General features: G+C 63.4%; 16 protein-coding genes and 3 pseudogenes. 6 read left to right on the top strand and 13 right to left on the bottom strand.

Annotated elements, in window-relative coordinates:
* Positions 1-309: pseudogene (locus P0D89_RS27025) on the bottom strand (malic enzyme); the annotation flags it as partial.
* 235 nt (positions 310-544) lie between these two features.
* On the opposite strand from P0D89_RS27025, the gene thiL reads away from it, so the two are divergent.
* From thiL to P0D89_RS27005, 4 genes are all read left to right on the top strand, one after another.
* Positions 545-1,546 (top strand): thiamine-phosphate kinase, encoded by a 1,002-nt coding sequence (gene thiL, locus P0D89_RS27020; protein ID WP_408360381.1) that lies wholly within the window; start codon positions 545-547, stop codon positions 1,544-1,546.
* Positions 1,536-2,111 (top strand): phosphatidylglycerophosphatase A family protein, encoded by a 576-nt coding sequence (locus P0D89_RS27015; RefSeq protein ID WP_408360375.1) that lies wholly within the window; start codon positions 1,536-1,538, stop codon positions 2,109-2,111. The genes thiL and P0D89_RS27015 overlap by 11 nt, the downstream gene beginning before the upstream one ends.
* Before the next feature lie 75 nt (positions 2,112-2,186).
* On the top strand, positions 2,187-2,687 hold the full coding sequence (locus tag P0D89_RS27010) for a CinA family protein (RefSeq protein WP_408360373.1): 501 nt from the start codon (positions 2,187-2,189) through the stop codon (positions 2,685-2,687).
* Between the two features lie 23 nt (positions 2,688-2,710).
* Positions 2,711-3,223 (top strand): cupin domain-containing protein, encoded by a 513-nt coding sequence (locus tag P0D89_RS27005; RefSeq protein ID WP_408360371.1) that lies wholly within the window; start codon positions 2,711-2,713, stop codon positions 3,221-3,223.
* Positions 3,224-3,378: 155 nt separating this feature from the next.
* Here the strand turns inward: P0D89_RS27005 and pyrF are convergent, their stop codons facing one another.
* The 12 genes and pseudogenes from pyrF to P0D89_RS26945 all read right to left on the bottom strand — a co-directional run.
* Complete coding sequence (gene pyrF, locus P0D89_RS27000) at positions 3,379-4,194, bottom strand: orotidine-5'-phosphate decarboxylase (protein ID WP_408360369.1); 816 nt, start codon at positions 4,192-4,194, stop codon at positions 3,379-3,381.
* Between the two features lie 175 nt (positions 4,195-4,369).
* A complete protein-coding gene (locus P0D89_RS26995) occupies positions 4,370-5,431 on the bottom strand; it encodes an aldose 1-epimerase (protein WP_408360367.1) in 1,062 nt (353 codons plus the stop codon).
* A 207-nt stretch (positions 5,432-5,638) separates the two neighbouring features.
* The gene (locus tag P0D89_RS26990) at positions 5,639-6,553 is read right to left on the bottom strand and encodes an SMP-30/gluconolactonase/LRE family protein (protein WP_408360365.1); all 915 of its coding nucleotides are present in this window, start codon (positions 6,551-6,553) and stop codon (positions 5,639-5,641) included.
* Positions 6,550-7,350, bottom strand: a complete 801-nt coding sequence (locus P0D89_RS26985; protein ID WP_408360363.1) for an SDR family NAD(P)-dependent oxidoreductase — start codon at positions 7,348-7,350, stop codon at positions 6,550-6,552. The genes P0D89_RS26990 and P0D89_RS26985 overlap by 4 nt, the downstream gene beginning before the upstream one ends.
* A 56-nt stretch (positions 7,351-7,406) precedes the next feature.
* Positions 7,407-8,423, bottom strand: a complete 1,017-nt coding sequence (araH, locus tag P0D89_RS26980; protein ID WP_408229517.1) for an L-arabinose ABC transporter permease AraH — start codon at positions 8,421-8,423, stop codon at positions 7,407-7,409.
* A 55-nt stretch (positions 8,424-8,478) separates the two neighbouring features.
* Positions 8,479-10,017 carry an L-arabinose ABC transporter ATP-binding protein AraG gene (gene araG, locus P0D89_RS26975; protein WP_408360361.1) on the bottom strand — a complete coding sequence of 513 codons (1,539 nt, stop codon included), beginning with the start codon at positions 10,015-10,017 and terminating at the stop codon, positions 8,479-8,481.
* Between the two features lie 281 nt (positions 10,018-10,298).
* Positions 10,299-11,297: an arabinose ABC transporter substrate-binding protein gene (locus P0D89_RS26970; RefSeq protein ID WP_408360359.1), complete on the bottom strand. Its 999-nt coding sequence runs from the start codon at positions 11,295-11,297 to the stop codon at positions 10,299-10,301.
* A gap of 144 nt (positions 11,298-11,441) precedes the next feature.
* A complete protein-coding gene (locus P0D89_RS26965; protein WP_408360357.1) occupies positions 11,442-12,218 on the bottom strand; it encodes an SDR family oxidoreductase in 777 nt (258 codons plus the stop codon).
* Complete coding sequence (locus P0D89_RS26960; RefSeq protein WP_408360355.1) at positions 12,215-12,895, bottom strand: 2-dehydro-3-deoxy-6-phosphogalactonate aldolase; 681 nt, start codon at positions 12,893-12,895, stop codon at positions 12,215-12,217. The genes P0D89_RS26965 and P0D89_RS26960 overlap by 4 nt, the downstream gene beginning before the upstream one ends.
* 36 nt (positions 12,896-12,931) lie before the next feature.
* Complete coding sequence (locus tag P0D89_RS26955; protein WP_408360353.1) at positions 12,932-13,993, bottom strand: 2-dehydro-3-deoxygalactonokinase; 1,062 nt, start codon at positions 13,991-13,993, stop codon at positions 12,932-12,934.
* Complete coding sequence (locus P0D89_RS26950) at positions 13,990-14,949, bottom strand: IclR family transcriptional regulator (RefSeq protein WP_408360351.1); 960 nt, start codon at positions 14,947-14,949, stop codon at positions 13,990-13,992. Before P0D89_RS26950 ends, P0D89_RS26955 begins: the two co-directional genes overlap by 4 nt.
* Positions 14,950-15,393: 444 nt before the next feature.
* A pseudogene (locus tag P0D89_RS26945) lies at positions 15,394-16,050 on the bottom strand (MFS transporter); the annotation flags it as partial.
* A gap of 284 nt (positions 16,051-16,334) precedes the next feature.
* Between P0D89_RS26945 and P0D89_RS26940 the strand changes: the two are divergent.
* Positions 16,335-18,878, top strand: a pseudogene (locus P0D89_RS26940) (type VI secretion system Vgr family protein).
* Positions 18,875-20,263, top strand: coding sequence for a LysM peptidoglycan-binding domain-containing protein (locus P0D89_RS26935; protein WP_408377482.1), 1,389 nt, complete (start codon positions 18,875-18,877; stop codon positions 20,261-20,263). Before P0D89_RS26940 ends, P0D89_RS26935 begins: the two are co-directional and overlap by 4 nt.
* Positions 20,264-20,269 lie beyond the last annotated feature (6 nt).

Raw genomic sequence — 20,269 nt, 5'->3', positions numbered from 1 at the left:
CGGGCCGATGTTGCCGAGGCCGAGCACCGCGGTGCCGTTCGTGACGACGCCGACGAGGTTGCTACGCGCGGTGAATCGCGCGGCGTTCATCGGGTTCTCGACGATTTCCTCGCACGCGAACGCAACGCCCGGCGAGTACGCCAGCGCGAGGTCGCGCTGGTTGATCATCTGCTTGGTCGGGGTGATTGCCAGTTTCCCTGGGGTGGGGAACTCGTGGTAATCGAGTGCGGCTTCGCGGAGTTTGCTATTGACGGGATTCGACATAAGGCGGGCTTCGAAGTGCGGATTAGAATAGACGTTCGACGGCATTGTAGCCCCAATTGCCTACGCGATTCCTTCAATACGGGTACAAGTGCCGCGACTTAAACAGAGCGAAAGCGAAAGGCCGGAGTGACATGCTTCACGCAACGTGCGGCTCAAATCGAAGTCGTCAGCGATAGGAGCGCGAGTTGCTTGTGCTTTGGGTGCGAATAGCACCGGCACTTCGTACAATGCGCGCCGTTAGGCGCTGTTCGCGGTAGTTATCCGTTCACCCTTGGCCACCATGCTCTCCGAGTTTTCGCTGATCGACCGATTCTTTGCCCGCCGAGCCGCCGCCGCGCGACCGTCCGACGCCGCCAGCGAGTCGCTCGGCATCGGCGACGACTGCGCGCTGCTAACGCCCCGTGCCGGCGAAATGCTGGCGATATCGACGGACATGCTGGTGGAAGGCCGCCACTTCTTCGCCGATGTCGATCCCGAAGCGCTGGGTCACAAGACGCTCGCGGTGAACCTGTCGGATCTCGCCGCGATGGGCGCACAGCCGCAGGCGTTCACGCTGGCCTTCTCATTGCCGAAAGCGGATGAAGCGTGGCTCGCCGCGTTCAGCGAGGGACTCTTCGCGCTCGCCGGGCGCTACGGCTGCGAGCTGATCGGCGGCGACACGACGGGCGGCCCGCTGAATCTGTGCATCACCGTGTTCGGCAGCGTGCCGCCGCAAGTGGCGCTGCGCCGCGACGCGGCCCAGCCGGGCGACGACATCTGGATTTCCGGCACCCTCGGCGACGCGCGCGCCGGTCTCGGCATACAACGCGGCGAGTGGTCCGCCGATGCCAGCGATGCCGCGGCGTTTCGCCGCGCCCTCGAACGACCGGAGCCGCGCGTGCCGCTCGGGCTCGCGCTGCGCGGCCTGGCGCACGCGGCGCTCGACCTGTCGGACGGCTTGGCCGGCGATCTGCTGCACATTTTGGAACGCTCGCGCATGCGCGCCACGGTCGATGTCGACGCCGTGCCGCGTTCCGCCGCGCTGCGCCGCCTCGCGCCCGCCATCCAGCAGCGCTGCACGCTCGCCGGCGGCGACGACTACGAGCTGTGCTTCACCGCACCCGCCACGACGCGCACCGCGATCGAAGCAGCCGGACGCGCGGTGGCCGTGCCAGTCACACGCATCGGTACAATAAGCGCTCTCCAGACGGCGGACGACCGCCCGGCCATCGACTGGCGCGACGCCGCCGGCGCGCCGCTCACTCTGACGTTGCAAGGCTTCGACCACTTCCATGCAGACTGATCCCCCGCTCGGCCCCGCCGACGATATCGGCAGCGAGCCGCAGCCGCCCCAGGCGCCCGGACCGCGTGCGCCACGGCCTCAGCCGCGCCGCGCCACCGCGCGTTTCATGCTGTCGCATCCGCTGCACCTGTTGTCGCTCGGGTTCGGCAGCGGCCTGTCGCCGGTGGCGCCGGGCACGATGGGCACGCTGTTCGCGTGGGCCTCGTTCGCCGTGCTGAGCCGCTATCTGACCGTGATCGAATGGGGCGTGCTGATCGGCGCCGGCTTTATCGGCGGCATCGCGATCTGCGGTTTTACCGCGAAGCGGCTCGGCATCGACGACCCGTCGCCGGTCGTGTGGGACGAAATCGTCGCGTTCTGGCTGGTGCTGCTGATGGTTACGCCGGTGACGCTGACTGGCCAGCTGTGGGCCTTCATCGTGTTCCGCTTTTTCGACATGGTGAAGCCGCCGCCCATCAGTTATTTCGACCGCCGCCTGAAAGGTGGCTTTGGCATCATGTTCGACGACCTGGTCGCCGCCTTTTTCACGTTGCTCGTGATCGCGCTGTGGCGCATGTCGGTTTGATCGCAGCCCGGCAATCGCCGCTTATGCCGCTTATGCCGCGCTTCACCGCCGGCCCCCGTTTTCCGGATTGACGCCATGCCTACCGATTCTGTCGTTCACCAGCTCGCGATTCGTGTGAGCAACCGCCTGCGCGACGAGCGCCTGATGCTCGTCACCGCCGAGTCCTGCACGGGCGGCATGGTGGCGACCGCGATCACCGACATTTCGGGCAGCAGCGGCTGGTTCGAGCGCGGCTTCGTCACGTATTCGAACCAGGCGAAGAGCGAGATGATCGGCGTGCCCGCCGACCTGATCGACAAACACGGCGCAGTCAGCGAACCGGTCGCGCGCGCGATGGCCGAAGGCGCGCTGCGCAACAGCCGCGCGCAAGTCTCGCTGTCGGTCACCGGCATCGCCGGACCGGGCGGCGGCACCGAGACCAAGCCGGTCGGGATGGTGTCGTTCGGCTGGAGCAACCGGCTGCATACGTCGGTGGAAACGAAAATCTTCAAGGGCGACCGCGAGCAGATCCGCGTGCAGGCCGCCGCGCATGCATTGCGCGGCCTGCTCGCGCTGCTCGACGAGCGCGAACATTGACCCTCGTTTGAAGGGCGGGAACGATGCGGGATTCGCATGCAGCCAAAGACGAACTGATCCGCCGCTTCAATCTGAAGCCGCATCCGGAAGGCGGATTTTTTAGCGAGACGTATCGGGCGGCGCAATGCGTGGTTCGCGACGACGGTTCGGCCCAGAACCGCTCGGCGTCGACCGCGATTTACTACCTGCTATGCGACGGCGCGCATTCTGCGTGGCATCGGATCAAGTCCGATGAAGTCTGGCATTTCTATGCGGGCGAGCCTTTGAACGTCCACGTGCTCGACGGAAACGGCGCACTGGTTACGCACAAACTGGGCAATACGCTCGCGCATCCCGACGTCGTGTTTCAGGCGGTGGTGTGGGCGGGCTTGTGGTTCGCAGCGGAGTGCGCCGATCCGGCGGCGTTCGCGCTGGTGGGCTGCACCGTCGCGCCGGGATTCGAATTCAGCGAGTTCGAACTGGCGGATATGGATGCGTTGAAGGCGGAGCATCCACAGCATGCGGAGTTTATTGCGCGGCTGGGGCCGGCGGCTTAGGTCGCCTTCTTGCTCTGGGCGGGCCGGTGGTTTAAGAAAACCAGGCGATTCGGAACGTTCCGAACCCTCTCACCCAATCACCCCGCTCCGAGGCCGCTCAAAAAGCTGGCTCGTTCAACCTGGAGCCAGCTTCACCAAGCAACCCAAGACCTCCATCACCGAAACGCGTTGATCCGGTCGCGCGTTTCCATGGCGGCTTTCGCTGCGGCTTGCGCGAAATCGTCGCCCTTGCCCGCATAGATGATCGCGCGCGACGAGTTGATCAGCATGCCCGTGCCGTTCGCGGTGCGTCCGGCATGGACGGTCGCCTCGACGTCGCCGCCTTGCGCGCCGATGCCCGGAATCAGCAGCGGCATATCGCCGACAATCCGGCGCACTACTTCAATTTCCTTCGGGAACGTCGCGCCGACCACCAGCGCTAGCTGGCCGCTCGCATTCCACTTGTCCGCCGCCAGTTGCGCGACGACCTGGTACAGCGGACGGCCGCCCGTCTCCAGGAATTGCAGATCGGAACCGCCCGCATTCGATGTGCGGCACAGCACGATCACGCCCTTGCCTTGGCGCTCCAGATACGGCTGGATCGAGTCGAAACCCATGTACGGATTCACTGTCACCGCGTCCGCCTGGTAGCGCTCGAACGCCTCGCGTGCGTATTGCTCGGCGGTGCTGCCGATGTCGCCGCGCTTCGCGTCCAGGATCACCGGCAGGTCCGGATGATTCGCGTGAATGTGAGCAATCAGCTGCTCGAGCTGGTCCTCGGCGCGATGCGCGGCGAAGTAGGCGATCTGCGGTTTGAACGACGACGCGTACGGCGCGCTTGCATCGACGATCGCGCGGCAGAAGTCGAAAATCGCGTCGGGCCGGCCGGCGAGCGCGCCCGGGAATTTGCTGGGCTCGGGATCGAGGCCGACGCACAGCAGCGAGTTGGTGCGCTGCCAGGCGTCGTTGAGTGTCTGGATGAAATTGGACATGGTGGGTCTCGCGGCGAGCCGGTATTCGGAAGAGGCGCGTATTTTACCTGTCCCGCGCGGCGGGTCGCGCGCCAGCCGGGCCCGCAGCAGCGCACGGGTTTCCTTGAGCATGGTGCGAAGGGTGCGCCCGCGTCGTGCCGCGCCGCGCGGTCCCTTCCTGCCACTGTGGGCGCTGCTACTGCCGGCGAGATCCGCGCGCGCCGCCGGGCATCGAACGCAAGCCGGTGCGCTCGACGGTGAAGCGGAACGTGCGCGTGAGCCGCTCGCCGCGTCCCAGCAGGGTCATGCCGTTTTCGCACGCGCCGCCGGCCAGATTCATCGCGTTGATCGGATGGTCGACCGGTTCGAAGCAGAAGAAGTCTTCGCCGGGCGGCGTATACAGCACGTAGTAGTCGGTGTCGGCGGCGATGTTCAGCGACAGGCGGCGCTTCGGCCACACCACCGCCGCCTGCCCGCTCCAGCCGGTGAACGCGTGATTGACGATCGTCTCCGGCAACGGATAAGCGACGCCGAATTGCCACGCGGGCGGCGCCGGCACGTGCCGCACCGGCAGCCAGTCGTCGCCGGACAGCCATAGGCCGCCGGCCGCCGCCGACAGTTCGGTATCCGCATCGCGCACGAAGAACGGATGCACGCCCAGTCCAAACGGCAGCGCCTCGCGCCCCGCGTTCTCGATCTCCAGCGCGACGACGAGCGTCGAGCCTTCCAGCGTGTAGGTTTGCGTCGCACGGAACGCGTACGGCTTGCCGTCATGGCGATCGAGCGTCAGACGCACGTTTTCGCGGTCCGACTCGGCCACCTGCCACGCCGACAGCCAGCCGTCACCGTGAATCGGCAACGGTTCGTCGGCGCGATTGCGCGGCACCTCGACACGCCGCCCCGCCACATTGAAACGACCGCCGCCGATCCGGTTCGAATACGGCAGCAGCGGATAGCAGGCGAGCTGGTTCGGTTGCGTGTCGGCGCCGACATGGCGGCAGCGCCGGAAGATCGGCGTGAGCGCGCCGTCGCTGCGCCAGTCGAAGCGGGTGACGCCGCCGCCGAGCGTCGGCGCGACGTCCAGCCGCAAATGCGCGTTGGCAAGCGTAATGCACGCGACATCGCCGGCGCTGCTTTCGCCGACCGCCACCGCCGACGTGCTCGGCCCGGCCAGCACCGGATTGGCCGCCGCGGCCAGGCGCGAGCGTCGGCTCTGTGAAGTTGGGGGAGAAGCGGAAACAAGATTCGCAACAGTCATATCTGGCTCCATCGAGAGGCTTGGGACGTTGCCGTCATTGCTGACGGATGCTGTTGGGCGATTTTTTGAACCGATCGCCTCTGGGTCCGAACTGCATGCTGCCGATTTGCTGCCACTGGAATTGCGACATCACCTTCTGATTCTTTCAAACTCATTGCATGGACTAGCCGCCGCCGCGGCCTTACGACCGGGCTGCGTCATTCTGCGCTATGCGGGCGCGCCTTGGAACTCCGGTTCGGGCAAACCTCGCCGCCCAACCGTCGCGACGAACACGCCGCCCGCCCGAGTATCGTTCGCCAGCGCGGCGGCGTCGAGACCGGTGCGTGCGCTCGTGATGTACAGCGTGCCGAGTTGCGGGCCGCCCAGCGCGACGCAACTGGGCTGGATGGTCGGCACCTCGATGCGGTCCGTTTGCACGCCGTCGGGACCGTAGCGCACCACCCGCGCGCCATTCCACTGTGCGTTCCACAGGCCGCCGTCGCGGTCGACGGTCGAGCCGTCCGGCTCCACGCCCGCGCCGATGACCTGCGTGAACTGACGGTCGTTGGCGATGCTGCCGTCCGCGTGATAATCGCACGCGCGAATTTCGGGGATCAACGAATCGCAGTAATACAACGTCGCGCCGTCGGGACTGAACGCTATGCTGTTCGAGATCGCCGGCGCCGGCAGCGCCAGGCGCTCCAGCGACAGATCACGATTGAGCCGGTAAAAGCCGCCGACCGGGCGCGCCGGCGAACTTTCGTCTTTCGTGCCGAATACGAAGCGCCCCTGACGATCGCAACGGCCGTCGTTCACGCGCGTAGTCAGACCCGGTTCGATATCGACGATGCGCCGCGTCTCACCGGTCGCCAGATCGAAAAACGCGAGATGCGTGGCGAGGCCGAGCAGCAGGTAGTGCGGGTTCGCGCACAATGCGAACGTCGCGAGGCGTTCGGGCATGCGCCAGAACGTGCTGCGGCCGTCGCTCGGATCGTAGCGCCACAGGCGCGCACCTTCGATGTCCGTCCAGTACAAGCGACCGGTTTTCGCGCACCATGTGGCCGCTTCGCCGAGCGTGCATTTCGTGTCGAGCAGCAATGCCGCCCGCCGCGACGTGCCGCTCGACGGCGCGCCAGCGCTCACGCCCAGCCTCCATCGACGACGATGTCCTGCGCGGTGATCATCCGGCTGTCGTCGGCGGCGAGAAAGAGCGCCATGCGCGCGAGGTCGGCCGGTTCCAGCTCGGCGTCGATGCACTGCCCTTCCTTGATCTGACGGCGGCCGGTGTCGTCGAGCCACAGACGCTTCTGCTTCTCCGTCATCACCCAGCCCGGCACCAGCGTATTGACGCGAATGTTGAAGTGCCCGAGGTCGCGCGCGAGTCCGCGCGTCAAACCCTGCACCGCCGATTTCGACATCACGTACACCGGATAGCCGCCGTTCTTCAGCATCCAGCTGATCGAACCGAGGTTGATGATCGAGCCGCTCCTGGCCGCCTTCATGTCCTCCATCACCGCCTGCGCGGCGAAGAACTGATGGCGGATATTCACCGCGATGCCCGCGTCGAACGACTCGCGCGTCACTTCGCCAATCGTGTGGCGCTTGTCGTTCGCCGCGTTGTTGACCAGCACCTGGATGGCCCCGAGCGCGGCCTTCACATCGGCGATCGCTTTTTGCAGCGCGTCGACATCGGTCAGGTCGCAGGTCAGGAACAGCGGCTTGTGCTTCGAATCGCCGAGCTGGTCGGCAAGCGCTTCACCCGCGCTCGCGTCGATATCGAAGAACGCGACGCGCGCGCCTTGCGCCGCGAAATGCTCGACGAACGATGCGCCGATGCCGGTCGCGCCGCCCGTGATCAACACCGTGCGGTCGACGAGACTCGGATAGCGCGCGAACGCATTGTCCGCGAGTTGAGCGGTTGCATTGGCCGGAGACGACATCGTTCGATTCCTTTAAGAGCTGTGGGGTGAGTGGCGTGGTGGATTCAGCCCTCGGCTCAATCCCGCGAACCACGGTTCTTCAACTGGTCGAGCAGCACGGCGGCGAGCAGGATCGCGCCGCGCACGAGGTACTGATAGAACGCGTCGATGTTCAGCAGGTTCATCACGTTCTCGACCGTACCCATGATCAGCACGCCGATCACCACGCCGGAAATCGTCGCGCGGCCGCCGAGCAGCGACACGCCGCCCAGCACACACGCCGAAATCACGTTCAGCTCGAAACCTTCGGCGGCATTCGGCTGACCCGACGTGATGCGCGACGCCAGGATCACACCAGCCAGCGCGGTCACGGCACCTTGAATCAGGAAGATAAAAACGCGCGTGCGTTCGACATTGATACCGGCCAGACGCGACGCTTCCGGATTGCCCCCGATCGCCAACGTATTGCGGCCGTACACGGTCTGGTTGAGCATCACGCCGAACACGATGAAGCACAGCAGCGTGACCCAGATCGGCAGCGACACGCCGAAGAAGCTCAAGCCGCCCAGTGCGATGAACGTATCCGACGACACGCCCACGGCCTGCCCGTGCGACACGATGAAGCCGAGGCCACGGACGATTTCCATCGTCGCGAGCGTCGTGATCAGCGCGTTGATGCGCAGATATGCGATCACCGCGCCGTTGACGAAGCCGATCACCCCGCCCGCCGCGACCGCCGCGATGATCGCGATGAAGGTATTGCCGGTGGCGTTGAGCACCATCGCGCACAGCACGCCGGCGAATGCGACGGTCGAACCCACCGAGAGGTCGAAGTCGCGCGAGGCCAGACAGAACATCATCGTGCACGCGACCATGCCGATCTGCGAGATCGACAGCGCGAGACCGAGCATGTTCTCAATCGAGAAGAAGTGGTCGACGGTCAGCGACATCGTGACGAACATCACGACGAAGATCACGATCAGGCTGTACTCGGTGATCTGCTGCCACCATTTCGCCTTGTCGTTGGTCTGTGGAATCAGCGCATCGGCGGCGCTTTTGGCGGCCTGTTGCGCGAGGTTTTCTCTGGCTTGCATGTTCAATACTCCTCCCGTATCCCCACGGGTTGCCGGACTTGCGTCCGAATAATGTTCAGGCCGCCTGCTGGGCAGCAGTTTCGGTTCCGGGCAGCGCGGTCGAGCTTTGCGGCAGTGCCAGGCTCAGCACCGATTGCTCCGTTGCATCCTGGCGCGCCAGCTCGCCGGAAATCCGGCCCTGGCGCATCACGACGATCCGGTCGGACACGCCGAGCACTTCCGGCAATTCCGACGAGATCATCACGATCGCGCAGCCGCGTTCGGCTAGCTGATAAATCACGTTGTAAATTTCATGCTTCGCGCCGACATCGATGCCGCGAGTCGGTTCGTCGAGAATCACGACTTTCAGATCGGGCTCGGCGAGCCAGCGCGACAGAATCGCCTTCTGCTGATTGCCGCCCGACAGGAAGCGGATTTTCTGACGGCGGCTCGGCGTCTTGATCTTCAGCAGCTTGATGAAACGGTCCGCCGTTTCCGCTTCCTTCTTGCGATCGAGGAACATCCCCGCGCGCAGATAGTGACGGCGGCAACTGATGTTGATGTTCTCCGACACCGTCGCCATCGCGACAATGCCCTCTTCCTTGCGGTCTTCCGGACACAGCACGATGCCGTGCTTAATCGCTTCGCCCGCGCTGCGCACCTTGATCGGCTTGCCGTCGAGCAGCAGCTCGCCACCCTTCTTGTGATCAGCGCCATACACCAGATGCATCAGTTCGCTGCGGCCCGCGCCCACCAGACCGAAGAAGCCGACGATCTCGCCGCGCCGCACCTCGAAGCTGGCCGGCTGTGCGAGCGCATGACCTTCGATCGCTTTTGCCGCGAAGCGCACTTCGCCGAGCGGGCGCGCCGAGTAGTTGTAGATATCCGAAATTTCACGCCCGACCATCTCGCTGACAATGGTGTCGCGCGACACGCCTTCGAGCGTCGGATGCGATGCGATCTTGCGACCGTCGCGGAAGATCGTGCAGGCGTCGCACAACTCGTAGATCTCGTCCATCCGGTGCGAGATGTAGATCATCGCGCGGTTGTCGGCGCGCAGATCGCGCACGAGCTTGAACAACACCTCGGTCTCGCGATGTGACAGCGAACTGGTCGGCTCGTCGAGCGCGATCACGCGCGCGTTGCGCAACAGCGCCTTGCAGATTTCGACCATCTGCCGTTGCGCGATCGACAGCTTGCGCAGCTTCGCGTTCGGATCGAGCGCCACGCCCATCGCTTCGAGCCGTTCGCGCACGAAGCGCTTGGCTTCGCGCTTGTTGACCCAGCCGAGCGAGTTCGGCAACTGGCCGAGCAGCAGGTTTTCCGCGACCGTCAGGTCGGGAACGTACTGCAGTTCCTGGTGAATCACCGCGATCCCCGCCGCGATCGACGACGCCGCGCTCGTAAAGCGCACCTCGTTGCCGTCGATCAGCACGCGGCCCGAGTCGGGCTGATACTCACCGCCGAGAATCTTCAGCAGGGTCGATTTCCCTGCGCCGTTTTCGCCCATCAGGCCGTGAACCTGGCCGACGCTGACGTCGAAGGACACACCGTCGAGCGCACGCACGCCTGGAAAGACTTTGCCGATATTGTCAAAACGTAGCGTCGCTGACACTTCGCCTCCTGTGTCGACGGGAGTTAGCGCTTTAGCGCTTACTCCCGTCCCATGCAACCCGTTGCGGTCGACCGGCTCTAGCGCTTTAGCGCCTGCTCCGGTCCCATGCAAGATAGTTGCTGTTTCATGTGAACCGCGCCTCGCCGTGCCGCGAACTTCGTTCCTCACGGACAGGCGCAAACATGGCTTGTCTCTACTGCTGATCTTCTATTGCTATTACCGGCGCGTCATGTTTCGAGCGTGACGCGCCGGCAGTTCACTTCATGTCGCTAAGTAGCAACTTAATTCGACGCGAGGCCCATCTTCTGGCGCACTTCACCGACGTTGTCACGCGTGGCCAGCATGCCGGTCGTCAGAATGAGCAGCGGCGGTTCCTTGCCTTGCGTGATCCAGTCGTACATCAGCGTCGAGGTTTCTTCGCCGTGACGCTTCGGGCTGATGATGACCGTACCGTAGAAGCCCGTCGGCGTCGGCTTCTTGAACTCGTTCAACGCCGAGTCCGAACCGCCGATGCCGATACCGATCATGTTGTCCGCCTTGAAGCCGCGGCCTTCCGCTGCGCGCACCGCGCCGAGCACACCTTCGTCGTTCAGCGCGTAAGCGACCCAGTGCTTGAACTGCGGGTTCTTCGTCAGCGCGATGTTGGCGGCGTTGAACGCGTTTTCCGTGTCGGTCTTCGCTTGCGGCGCGGCGATGATGTTCGCCTTCGGGAAGCCGGCGGCCACCAGCGCGTCGGTCGCGCCGCTCGTGCGGTCATGCGCGGTCGGCAGCTGTTCGTAAGTCACGTCGATCGCGCCGACGTCCTTCATGTCCCAGCCGCGCTTCTTGATTTCCGCAGCCAGGCCGTCGCCGACCTGCTTGCCGATGTTGTACGCCGAGATGCCCATATGCGGCACCGACGCGATCGGCTTGCCCGAGCCGTCGACCAGACGGTCGTCCACCGTCATCATCTTCAGGCCGTCGGCCTTCGCTTTCGCGACGATCCCCGGTCCGAGCTTGACGTCGGGCGTGCAGATCACGAAGCCTTGCGCCTTCTGCGCCGACAGATTGTCGATTGCGCTCATCACCTTCTCGCCCGACGGCGCGCCGATCTTCACCAGCGTGAAGCCCTTTTCCTTCGCGGCGATTTCGGCGAATTTCCATTCGTCCTGGAACCAGGGTTCTTCGGGCTGCTTCACGAGGAAGCCGATCTTGACCGGGTCGGCGGCTTGCGCGACCGGCGCATTGAAGAGCACACCCGTCGCCGCTGCTGCCAGCGTGAGGAAAATTCTACGTTTCATGATGCGTGTCTCCTGACTAATTGATAACGAGAAGGTAAGCGGCCGCGTCTTCTTGTACCGGTGATGACACACGCGGCCAGCGCGTCGTCCGGTGTACTCTTTGCGCCCCTGCGCAACCTGCGTACTGCAAAAATCAGTGGTGAATCAATCGTGGTACAGCGCCGAACGGCCGCCATCCACGGTGATGCAACTGGCGTTGATGAACGGTGCTTCGTCCGACGCGAGAAACACCGCGGTCATCGCCACTTCTTCCGGCCGGCCGATGCGCTTCATCGGCTGCAAGTCGAGCGTCGCCCGCTGCGCGGCGGCCGGATCGGCTTGCTGGTTCCACCAGTCGTGCGTCAACTGCGTTTCGATGTAGCCCGGCGCGATCGCGTTGACCCGCACGTTGCGCGGCGCGTATTCGATGCCGAGCGCGCGCGTCAGGCCGATCACGCCGTGCTTGGCGACCGGGTACGGGAAACAGCCCGGAATGATCTTGAACGCGTGTGTCGACGCGATGTTTACGATGCTGCCCGCACCGCGTTCGACCATGCCGGGCAACACCGCGCGGCAGCCGTTCCACACGCCGTCCAGATCGACCGCGAAGCAGCGGCGCCAGTCGTCGTCGGTCATGGTCAGCGGATCGCAGAACACATTGATGCCGGCGTTATTCACCAGTACGTCGAGCGCGCCGAAGGCCTGTTCCGCCTCGCTTACCGCCCGCTGAACCGACGCCGACTGCGTCACGTCCGTGTGCAGCGCGAGCACCCGTGCGCCGGTTTGCGCCTTGATGTGCTCGGCCGTCTGCTGGGCGGTGTCGATATCCAGTTCCGCCAGCACGACCGACGCGCCCTCGCGCGCGAACGCGAGCGCGATCGCCGCACCGATGCCGCGCCCGGCGCCGGTGATCAACGCGGCTTTGCCGGCGAGCCGTTTCATTTCTTCACGCCCGCGCGGGCGATCCGCAAGCCGTTGATGAACGCCTTCGCATGCGAGGCGGTCACGGCCGCGCTCTGACCCGGCTTGTACAGCGCCGAGCCGAGTCCGAAGCCGTTCGCGCCGGCGCTCAGGAACGGCCCCATGTTGTCCGGGGTGATGCCGCCGACCGGCACCAGCGGCACCTGCGCCGCGATCACCGCGCGCCATGCTTTCACGACCTGACAGCCCAGTTGCTCCGCGGGGAACATCTTCAGCACGTCCGCGCCGTTCTTCAGCGCGACGAACGCTTCGGTCGGCGTGGCGACGCCCGGCGCGCACGCGAGTCCTTGCGCTTTCGCGGCGATGACGACCTCGGGATCGCTATGCGGCATCACGACCAGTTCGCCGCCCGCCTGCTTCACGTCGTTGACGAAACTCGGATGCAGCACCGTGCCCGCGCCGACGATCGCGTCGGCCGGCAATACCTTGCGGATCGCGGCGATGCTGTCGAAAGGCTGCGGCGAATTCAACGGCACTTCGACGATGCGAAAGCCCGCTTCGTACAGCGCCTGACCGTGATCGGCCGCATCGGCGGGCGTCACGCCGCGCATGATGGCGATCAGCGGACAGACTTCGAACGCCGCGATCAGGCCCGCGTGCGGCATGTACTGAGCGGGCAGATTGATGTGAGGTTGCATGTCGGTTCCTTGTTTCGTGAGCGGCGGGGCGGCCGGTCAGCCCGCGCGCGCCGCGTGGGCGGCCGGATTGACGAGCCCCGCCTGCGACGCGACGCGCCACAGGCCGCGCTCGGTGGCCTGCTTCACCAACGTCGCCTGGGTGCAGCCGAATTGCGCGAGCGCAAGGCGATAACGCTCGCACAACGCTTCATTGCCGATCAGGCGCAGGCTCTGCGCGGCCAGCGTGTTCTGCTGTTGCGTCAGCACGGCTTCGAGGCCTGCCAGTTCATGTCCGATCAGCAAGCCCGACAGATAGTCGGGCTGCGCGTCGCTAGCGAGCTGTCCGGTGAGGCCGAGCGTGCGAGCGCTGAATGCGGTCGCGAGCAGACCCGCCTGGCCCTTCTCGCGCGCGATGCTCACGCCATGCAGGAATGCTTCGGTATCCGGACGATCCGGCGTCACCATCGTGCGCCCGAGGATCGTATGCTCGCGCAGCGCCGCGAACACTTCGCCGGTCATGAACGTATGAAAGCGTTCGATGCGCCCCGCCTGCACCACCGCCCATTTCGCGTGCGTGCCGGGCAGGCCGATCAGCGCGCGCTTGCCGCTGTCGGCGGCGTTCGCGTCCTCGCTGAGCGCGCCGAAAATCTGCGTCTCTTCGCCGCGCATCACGTTGGGCAGTTCGCCGCGTTGCAGCACGCCCGGCACGATATGCAGCGTCGCGCCGCACGCCGCCTTCACGCGGATGATGCCGGCCACCAGCGCATCGGCGTTCGCCGGCGCGTCGACATACGGCGCTTCGACCCAGCCCTGCGCGCTGCCGACCATCCCCGCCGCGATCACCGGCACGGCCGGAGCCTGTTCGAGCCAGGCGCCGCACGCGTCGGCGAAGGCGGCGTCGAAGCCGCCCTGTTCCGCGCGGCGCGGCAGATTCATGATGCCCGCCGTCGAAGCGCGCGTCGCCAGCACCTGGCCGTCAGCGTCGAAAAGATAGGCGCGCAGCGACGTCGTGCCCCAGTCGAGCGCAATCAGCGCGGCGTGCGCGAAACCGGCAGCGGCGTCGGCGACGCCTGCAACCGGGTGAGCGCTTGCCGGTGTGGGAGAACCCGCTCGTTTCATCGCTTGATCCTGCGGGTGGTCGGTTGCGGAGCGCGCCAACCGAGTTCTTCCGAGATCGCGCGTGCTTCGCGCTGCACGACCGGAATCAGTTCGTCCATGCGTTCGAGCGGCATGTACGGGATCGTGCTCGCCACCGACAGCGCCGCCACCACCGCGCCCGACGCATCGCGCACCGGGGCCGCGACGCAACGGATCGCCGCTTCGTTCTCTTCGAGGTCGAAGGTATAGCCGCCGGCCGCGTAATTGGTCATGCGTTGCATGAAGGTCGGCGCGTCGGGGCGGTTGTCCGGCTTGAACGTGACACCGGCGAGCGCGCGGCGCGACGCATCGAAAAGCGACTGCCAGACATCCGGCGTGAGGTCGAGCATCATCGCCTTGCCGATTCCCGTCGACGCCAGCGGCATCCGGTGACCGACGCGCGAGCGCATTTCGAGGCCTCGGGTGCCGGGAATCTTGTCGATGTACAGCACGTCGTCGCCGTCGCGCACGCCGAGGTGGATCGTGTCGAGCGTCTGCTCGGCAAGCGACTCCAGATGCGGGCGCGCAACCGCGGTAAGCGGCATCTGTTCGAGCGCGATCGTGCCGAGTTCGATCAGCTTCGGGCCGAGCAGGTAGCCGCCTTGCACCTGACGCAGATACCGCGCCTGCACCAGGCTGCTGACCAGCCGGTGCGTGGTGCTGCGGGTCGTGCCGAGCGCGGCGCCGAAGGTGCGCAGGTCACGCACGCCGGCGGCGGCGGCTTCGAGAATCGCCAGGCCGCGCAGCAACGTTTGCGTGCCAGCCTGTTGCGGCGTGATGTCCAGCAGCGTGCTGGGCAGCCCGATGCCGTCGACGGCGGGCGGTTGCGTGCCGGCGCGCGGCGACTTGGCGGCGGCGGGAGCCTGACTCGGCGCGGCGCTGGTCGCTTGATCGGCTTCGGACGTGCTCTCGGCGTGAGTGGGCATCGCTTTGTTCATGGCGATTGGCTGTGGGTGGTTTTTGCGCTTACAGCGCGGGGCCGGAGGAGAAGCCGTGAGGATTCGCGGTACTGCGGGCGCAATGGCGCCGCCTTTGGCTGATAGGCATGATTTGGCCTTGTCTCCGGTTTTTTTGCTGTCGCTGTTTGCGCGGTCAGATTGCTGGGCTTTCTGGCTCGCGTTGCATTGTGGTTTGGATTGTAGGGCCGTTTTTGAGAAATCTCCAATATGTGAATGCGAGACTCATATAATGGGATTTGTCGATTTTGCGGGGTCGCTGCTCGGCGGACGCGGGCATCGTGCGAGCGCCGTTGGTTCGCCCCACTGGAACGCAAAAAAGCCCGCGCAAAAGGCGGGCTTGTGCAGCTGGCGGCGCAGTTGCAGCGGAAGCTGGCGCCGGTTTGGGCCGTTCGCCGGCGCGGCCGTTGACGCGGATTTCGCGGGTTACGTCGAAGTCACGCCACCCCGCCAACTGCGTCCCACCCCACCCCGCCGATAAAGCACCAGCGTCGCGAACACTCCGCACACAGCCGCGAAGCTGAGCCAATACCCCGGCGCTGCCCTGTCGCCCGTCACCTGAATGAGAAAAGTCGACACTGCCGGCGTGAACCCACCGAAGATCGCCGTAGCAAGACTGAACGCGAGTGAGAAGCCCGCCACACGAACGCTCTCCGGCATCACCTCGGTGAGCGCGGCAACCATCGCGCCGTTGTACGTGCCGAAGAAGAACGAGAACCACAGCAGCACGATCAGCATGCGCACGAAGCTGGGCGACGACGCCAGCCACCACAGCGCCGGATACGCGGTCAAAATCGCCAGCACGGTAATGGCGATCAGAATCGGCCGGCGACCGATGCGATCCGACAGCTCGCCGCCAATCGGCAGCCAGATGAAATTGCCGATGCCGACGCACAGCGTGACGATTAGACTGTCGGCGGTCGAGAGCTTCAGCACGGTCTTGCCGAAGGTCGGCGTATAGACGGTGATCAGATAGAACGTGGTGGTGGTCATCGCGACGAGCAGCATGCCCGCGAACACGACCTTCCCGTTCTGCAACAGCGTGCCGAACACTTCGCGTGTGTTGGGGCGATGCCGTTGCGCGAAAGACAGCACGAAAGCCGACACCGCGAGGGTTGGGTTTTTGTTTGTGCGATGGCCGGAGCATCCTCGCGACCGCTCGCCATTGAGTCAGTCAGTTCGCCCCGCGGCGTCGCGGCCTTGACAATAAATGACAAATTTTCAGGCCGCGTCCGATTGATGCAAATCACCCAACAGCTTATAAAGCGTGACGGGCTGAAATAGCTCCATATCGCGGCCGGCCTCATCTTTGTAGTCCTGACGTATCAGGCCGCGTCTCCCAAGACAATCAGCAAGGAGACCAGCCTATGGCGGACCTGCAAGGCGCATTGCAAGCCATACCAGGGCGGCAGGCGTATTTTCTCGATGTGCCGGGTACGGACAGCGCGGCGGCGCTTTCGGTAGTGTCGTTCAAGGCAACCGAAAAGATGGGCGAACCCACGCAGGTGACCATCGTGCTCACCCATTTGCAGCAGCTTGCGCGCGTCGATTACCTGAACCGCGACGCGGCGTTTTCCATCGTGGCCGACGATGCGGTGGTGCGGAAGTTCTCGGGTTTCATCGCGCGCTTCTCCACCATCCAGACCACGAAGGACTATGTAAAGTACGAGGTCGTGCTCACGTCGCATCTGGCGCGGCTGGCGGCGGTGACTCGTACAAAAATCTTTCAGCACGCCTCCTCTCCCGACATTCTTGCCGCAATGCTGCGCGATCACGGGCTGAGGGAGCATCAATACCGTTTCTGTCTGCGGCGCCAGTACCCGAAGCACCCGTTCCGCATGCAGTACGGCACGAGCGACCAAAATTACGCGCACATGCTGATGGAGAAATCGGGCGTCTATAGCTACATCCAGGAGACGGAATACGGCGATCAGGTGGTCTTTGGCGACGACATCGAGCATTACATTTACGACGAGCCGCAACGGGTCGTGCCGTACCGCGAAGCATCGGGCCTGGAGGCTGGCGGCGTCGAGGCGGTGACGGCGATCAAAACCCATACCGTGGCAGTGCCGCGATCGTTCACGGTCGCGGATTACAACCCGGAGCAAGCCTGGGAGCGCTTGCGCGACACGTCCAACGTTGCGCCTGGCGATTCCACCACCTACGGCCAGCCCTACGTCTATGGCACGCACCACCTCGACCAGGCGGGCGCGAAGTGGGAAGCGCAGCTACGCCATGAAGCGGCCATTGCCTGGCAGATCGTGTACGAAGGCGAGAGCAACGTACTGACGTTGCAGCCGGGGCGCGTGCTCGAAACAGACGTTGTATTGCCCGATGCGCCCAAAGGCCAGGTCATTATCGAGGTTACGCACACCGGCGCACGCGACAAGCCCTATTCGAACAGCTACAAGGCGATTCCTGCTGACCGCCGTTTCCGGCTCAAATTCGAACCGGGGAACTGGGCCAGGGTGACCGGCACACTCAGCGCACGCGTGTGCAGCCCTGACAAATACAAATATGCCTACGTGACCGCCGCAGGTTACTACGTGGTGCGCTTCGATGCGGACTTCGAGACGTGGCCGAACGGCGGCGAAAGCGTACCCCTACGGCTGGCGAAACCGTTCGCGGGCAAGCTGCGAACCGGCATGCATTTCCCCGCACTGGACGATGCCGAAGCCGTGATTACCTGCCGCGACGGCGACCCGGACAAGCCTGAAATTGTCGCGTTCCACCACCACAGCCAGGCTCGCGACCTGGTGACGAACGACCGGCGCTGGCTCTCGCGCAACATGATCCGCACATAGGCGAACAACAAGGTTCGCTTTGAGGATTGGGCGGGCCAGGAAGGCATCAAGGTTAGCACGGAGCATTCGGGCAAGTCGCAACTCAACCTTGGCTACCTGGTTAGCAACAAACTGGAGTACAGGGGCGAAGGCTGTGAGCTTCGCACCTCCGGCTATGGTGTGAACCGCGCGGGCAAGGGGCTGCACCTCACGGCCTACGACCGCCCCGGCGCGACCGGCCAGCAACTCGACATGCAGGAATCCATTGCCCAGCTTGAAAGCGCGCTGGCGACGGCGAAGGCGCTGGCGGCATCCGCCAGCAGCGCGAAGGCCGAACCTGCCGACACGGACGCGCAGCAGCAGATGAAGGACGATCTGGACGGCCTGAAGAAGCCGGGGCTGCTGATGAGCACCCCAGCCTCGGCGGGTATCGTTGCGGGCGGTGGCGTGCAGGTCGCGGCGCAGGATAGCGTTAACGCAGTGGCCGGAAAGAACGCCGACTGGAGCGTGCTGAAGCGCCTCACGGTCGCGGCGGGCGAATTCGTGTCGCTGTTCGCGCAGAAGTGCGGGATAAAAATCTTCTCGGCGAAAGGCCCTGTCGACGTGCAGGCGCAGACCGATGCAATGTCGTTCATCGCCGACAAGGATGTGATGGTGGCGAGCGTCAACGGAAAGGTCAAGGTCTCAGCTGCGAAGGAAATCATCCTGGAGTGTGGCGGCGCGTTCGTGCAAATCAAGGACGGCAGCATCACGCTGGGCGGCCCCGGGGACCTGTTTATCAAAACCATTACCGTGCAGAAGAAGGGGAAGGATTCAATACGCCTTCCTATGACGGCATTGCCGATACCTGTTGATTTGCAGCGATATAGCAATTTGCTGGATCTATCGGGACTGGATGAAATTACCAGCGAAAGGCAACACGCATGGGCAAACGCTCAGTACTACGTGACCGACAAAAACGGAACCGTTTTAGCGAGTGGGATAACGGATCAATATGGCGTAGGTTCTCGCTTTTTTACGTGTGAGCAGCGTCCAGTCAATGTTTGGGTCGAGGGCGACAACTGGCTTGTGTCGGAAGAGCTACGTGGACCGGACGACAGTCAAACCGGGAAAGAGGTGAAAGCATGAGCGACGATCAAATTGAATATTACACAGTTCGCGAGAACGATACTTTGAGCGGGATTGCTCAAAAGAGGGGGGTATCGTGGCAAGATATAGCGAACGAAAATGGTATAAGTGACCCACGATCACTACGCCCTGGGAAACGGTTAAAGATTCGACGAAAAATCGGGAAATTGCGCGTCCATGTACTCGATGCGGATCATAACCCGCTCCGGGGTATCTCTTACCAGATTAAGAGTGCGAATAACACCGTGTCTGGCACAACTCAATCCGGCGGGCAAATTGGTGATTTTTGGCCGACAAAGGCCGGGGATGTTGTCGAGATTTACATTCGAAAATTAACGGGAGAATGGAAGAAGGTTCACGAAACTTCAGCAAATGATACTGGAAAATTGATAACGCTAGTCAGCCCTCGTCTAAAGCTTGAGGCGGAAACTACCGCTCATCCGGCAGACGGGAGTGAGAGTAAAAAACCGCACGGTGAACAACCGAAGGCTTCCCCGGTAGGAAAACAAACTTCCTCCAAATTCGCGCCAGACAAAGGTATTAAAACCGAGCAAGTCAAGGACGATAGCGGGGCTGCGACGACAAAGGTAACGAGTGATGATGCAGCGCTTGATGATTTCCTGGATAAATATTCAGGTGATCCGATAACGGAGAATGATTACAAGGAAGCCGCCAAAGCGCTGGGTTGCAAGATCAACGTGGTAAAGGCTGTTCACGAAACGGAAGTTGGCCCCGGAAGCTTCACAGCTGTTGATGGACGCACGGTGCCCAAGATTTTGTACGAGAGGCACTACTTCTATCGATTGTGCGGAGGAAAATATTGGGATACCGATCCTGATCTTTCGTTTCCGGTTGGCTACTATCGGATGGGTACAAAGTATATAAAGAAAACTGAGAAACTTACCAAGCCAGACCGAACCACAGAGGACGTGGTCGTGTGGGTTCGCCTTGGTCGAAAGGCGGGTAAGGATCAGGCCGCAACGGCTGAGACCGGCAAGCAATTGCTTGCTAAGGGTATTTTAACGAATGAGCGCGACACGTATGGAACGTTCAGCTATCGCCGACTTCGAAAAGCATTCAAATTAGATGCGACGGCTGCGCTGGAGTCATGCTCTTGGGGTGCCTTTCAAATAATGGGCGCTAACTATGCGGCGCTTGGCTCTGCGACCGTTCAAGAGATGATAAGAGATTTATCCAGGTCTGAAAGGCCGCACCTGAAGGGCTTTGTAAATTTCGTTAAGGCGGATCCAGTTTTATTGAAGGCTATACAGCACCACGATTTTACCGTCTTTGCCGCTCGTTACAATGGACCCGAGTATAAAGAGAATGACTACGATGTGGTAATGAAGCGTCACTTTGATGAGCTTGAGAAGTCGGAAAAGTAAAAGGAA

This window comes from Paraburkholderia sp. RL18-085-BIA-A, assembly GCF_046027075.1.
Lineage (GTDB): Bacteria > Pseudomonadota > Gammaproteobacteria > Burkholderiales > Burkholderiaceae > Paraburkholderia.
Note: the sequence above shows the minus strand (reverse complement) of the source record. Positions and strands in the feature narration are given on the sequence as shown.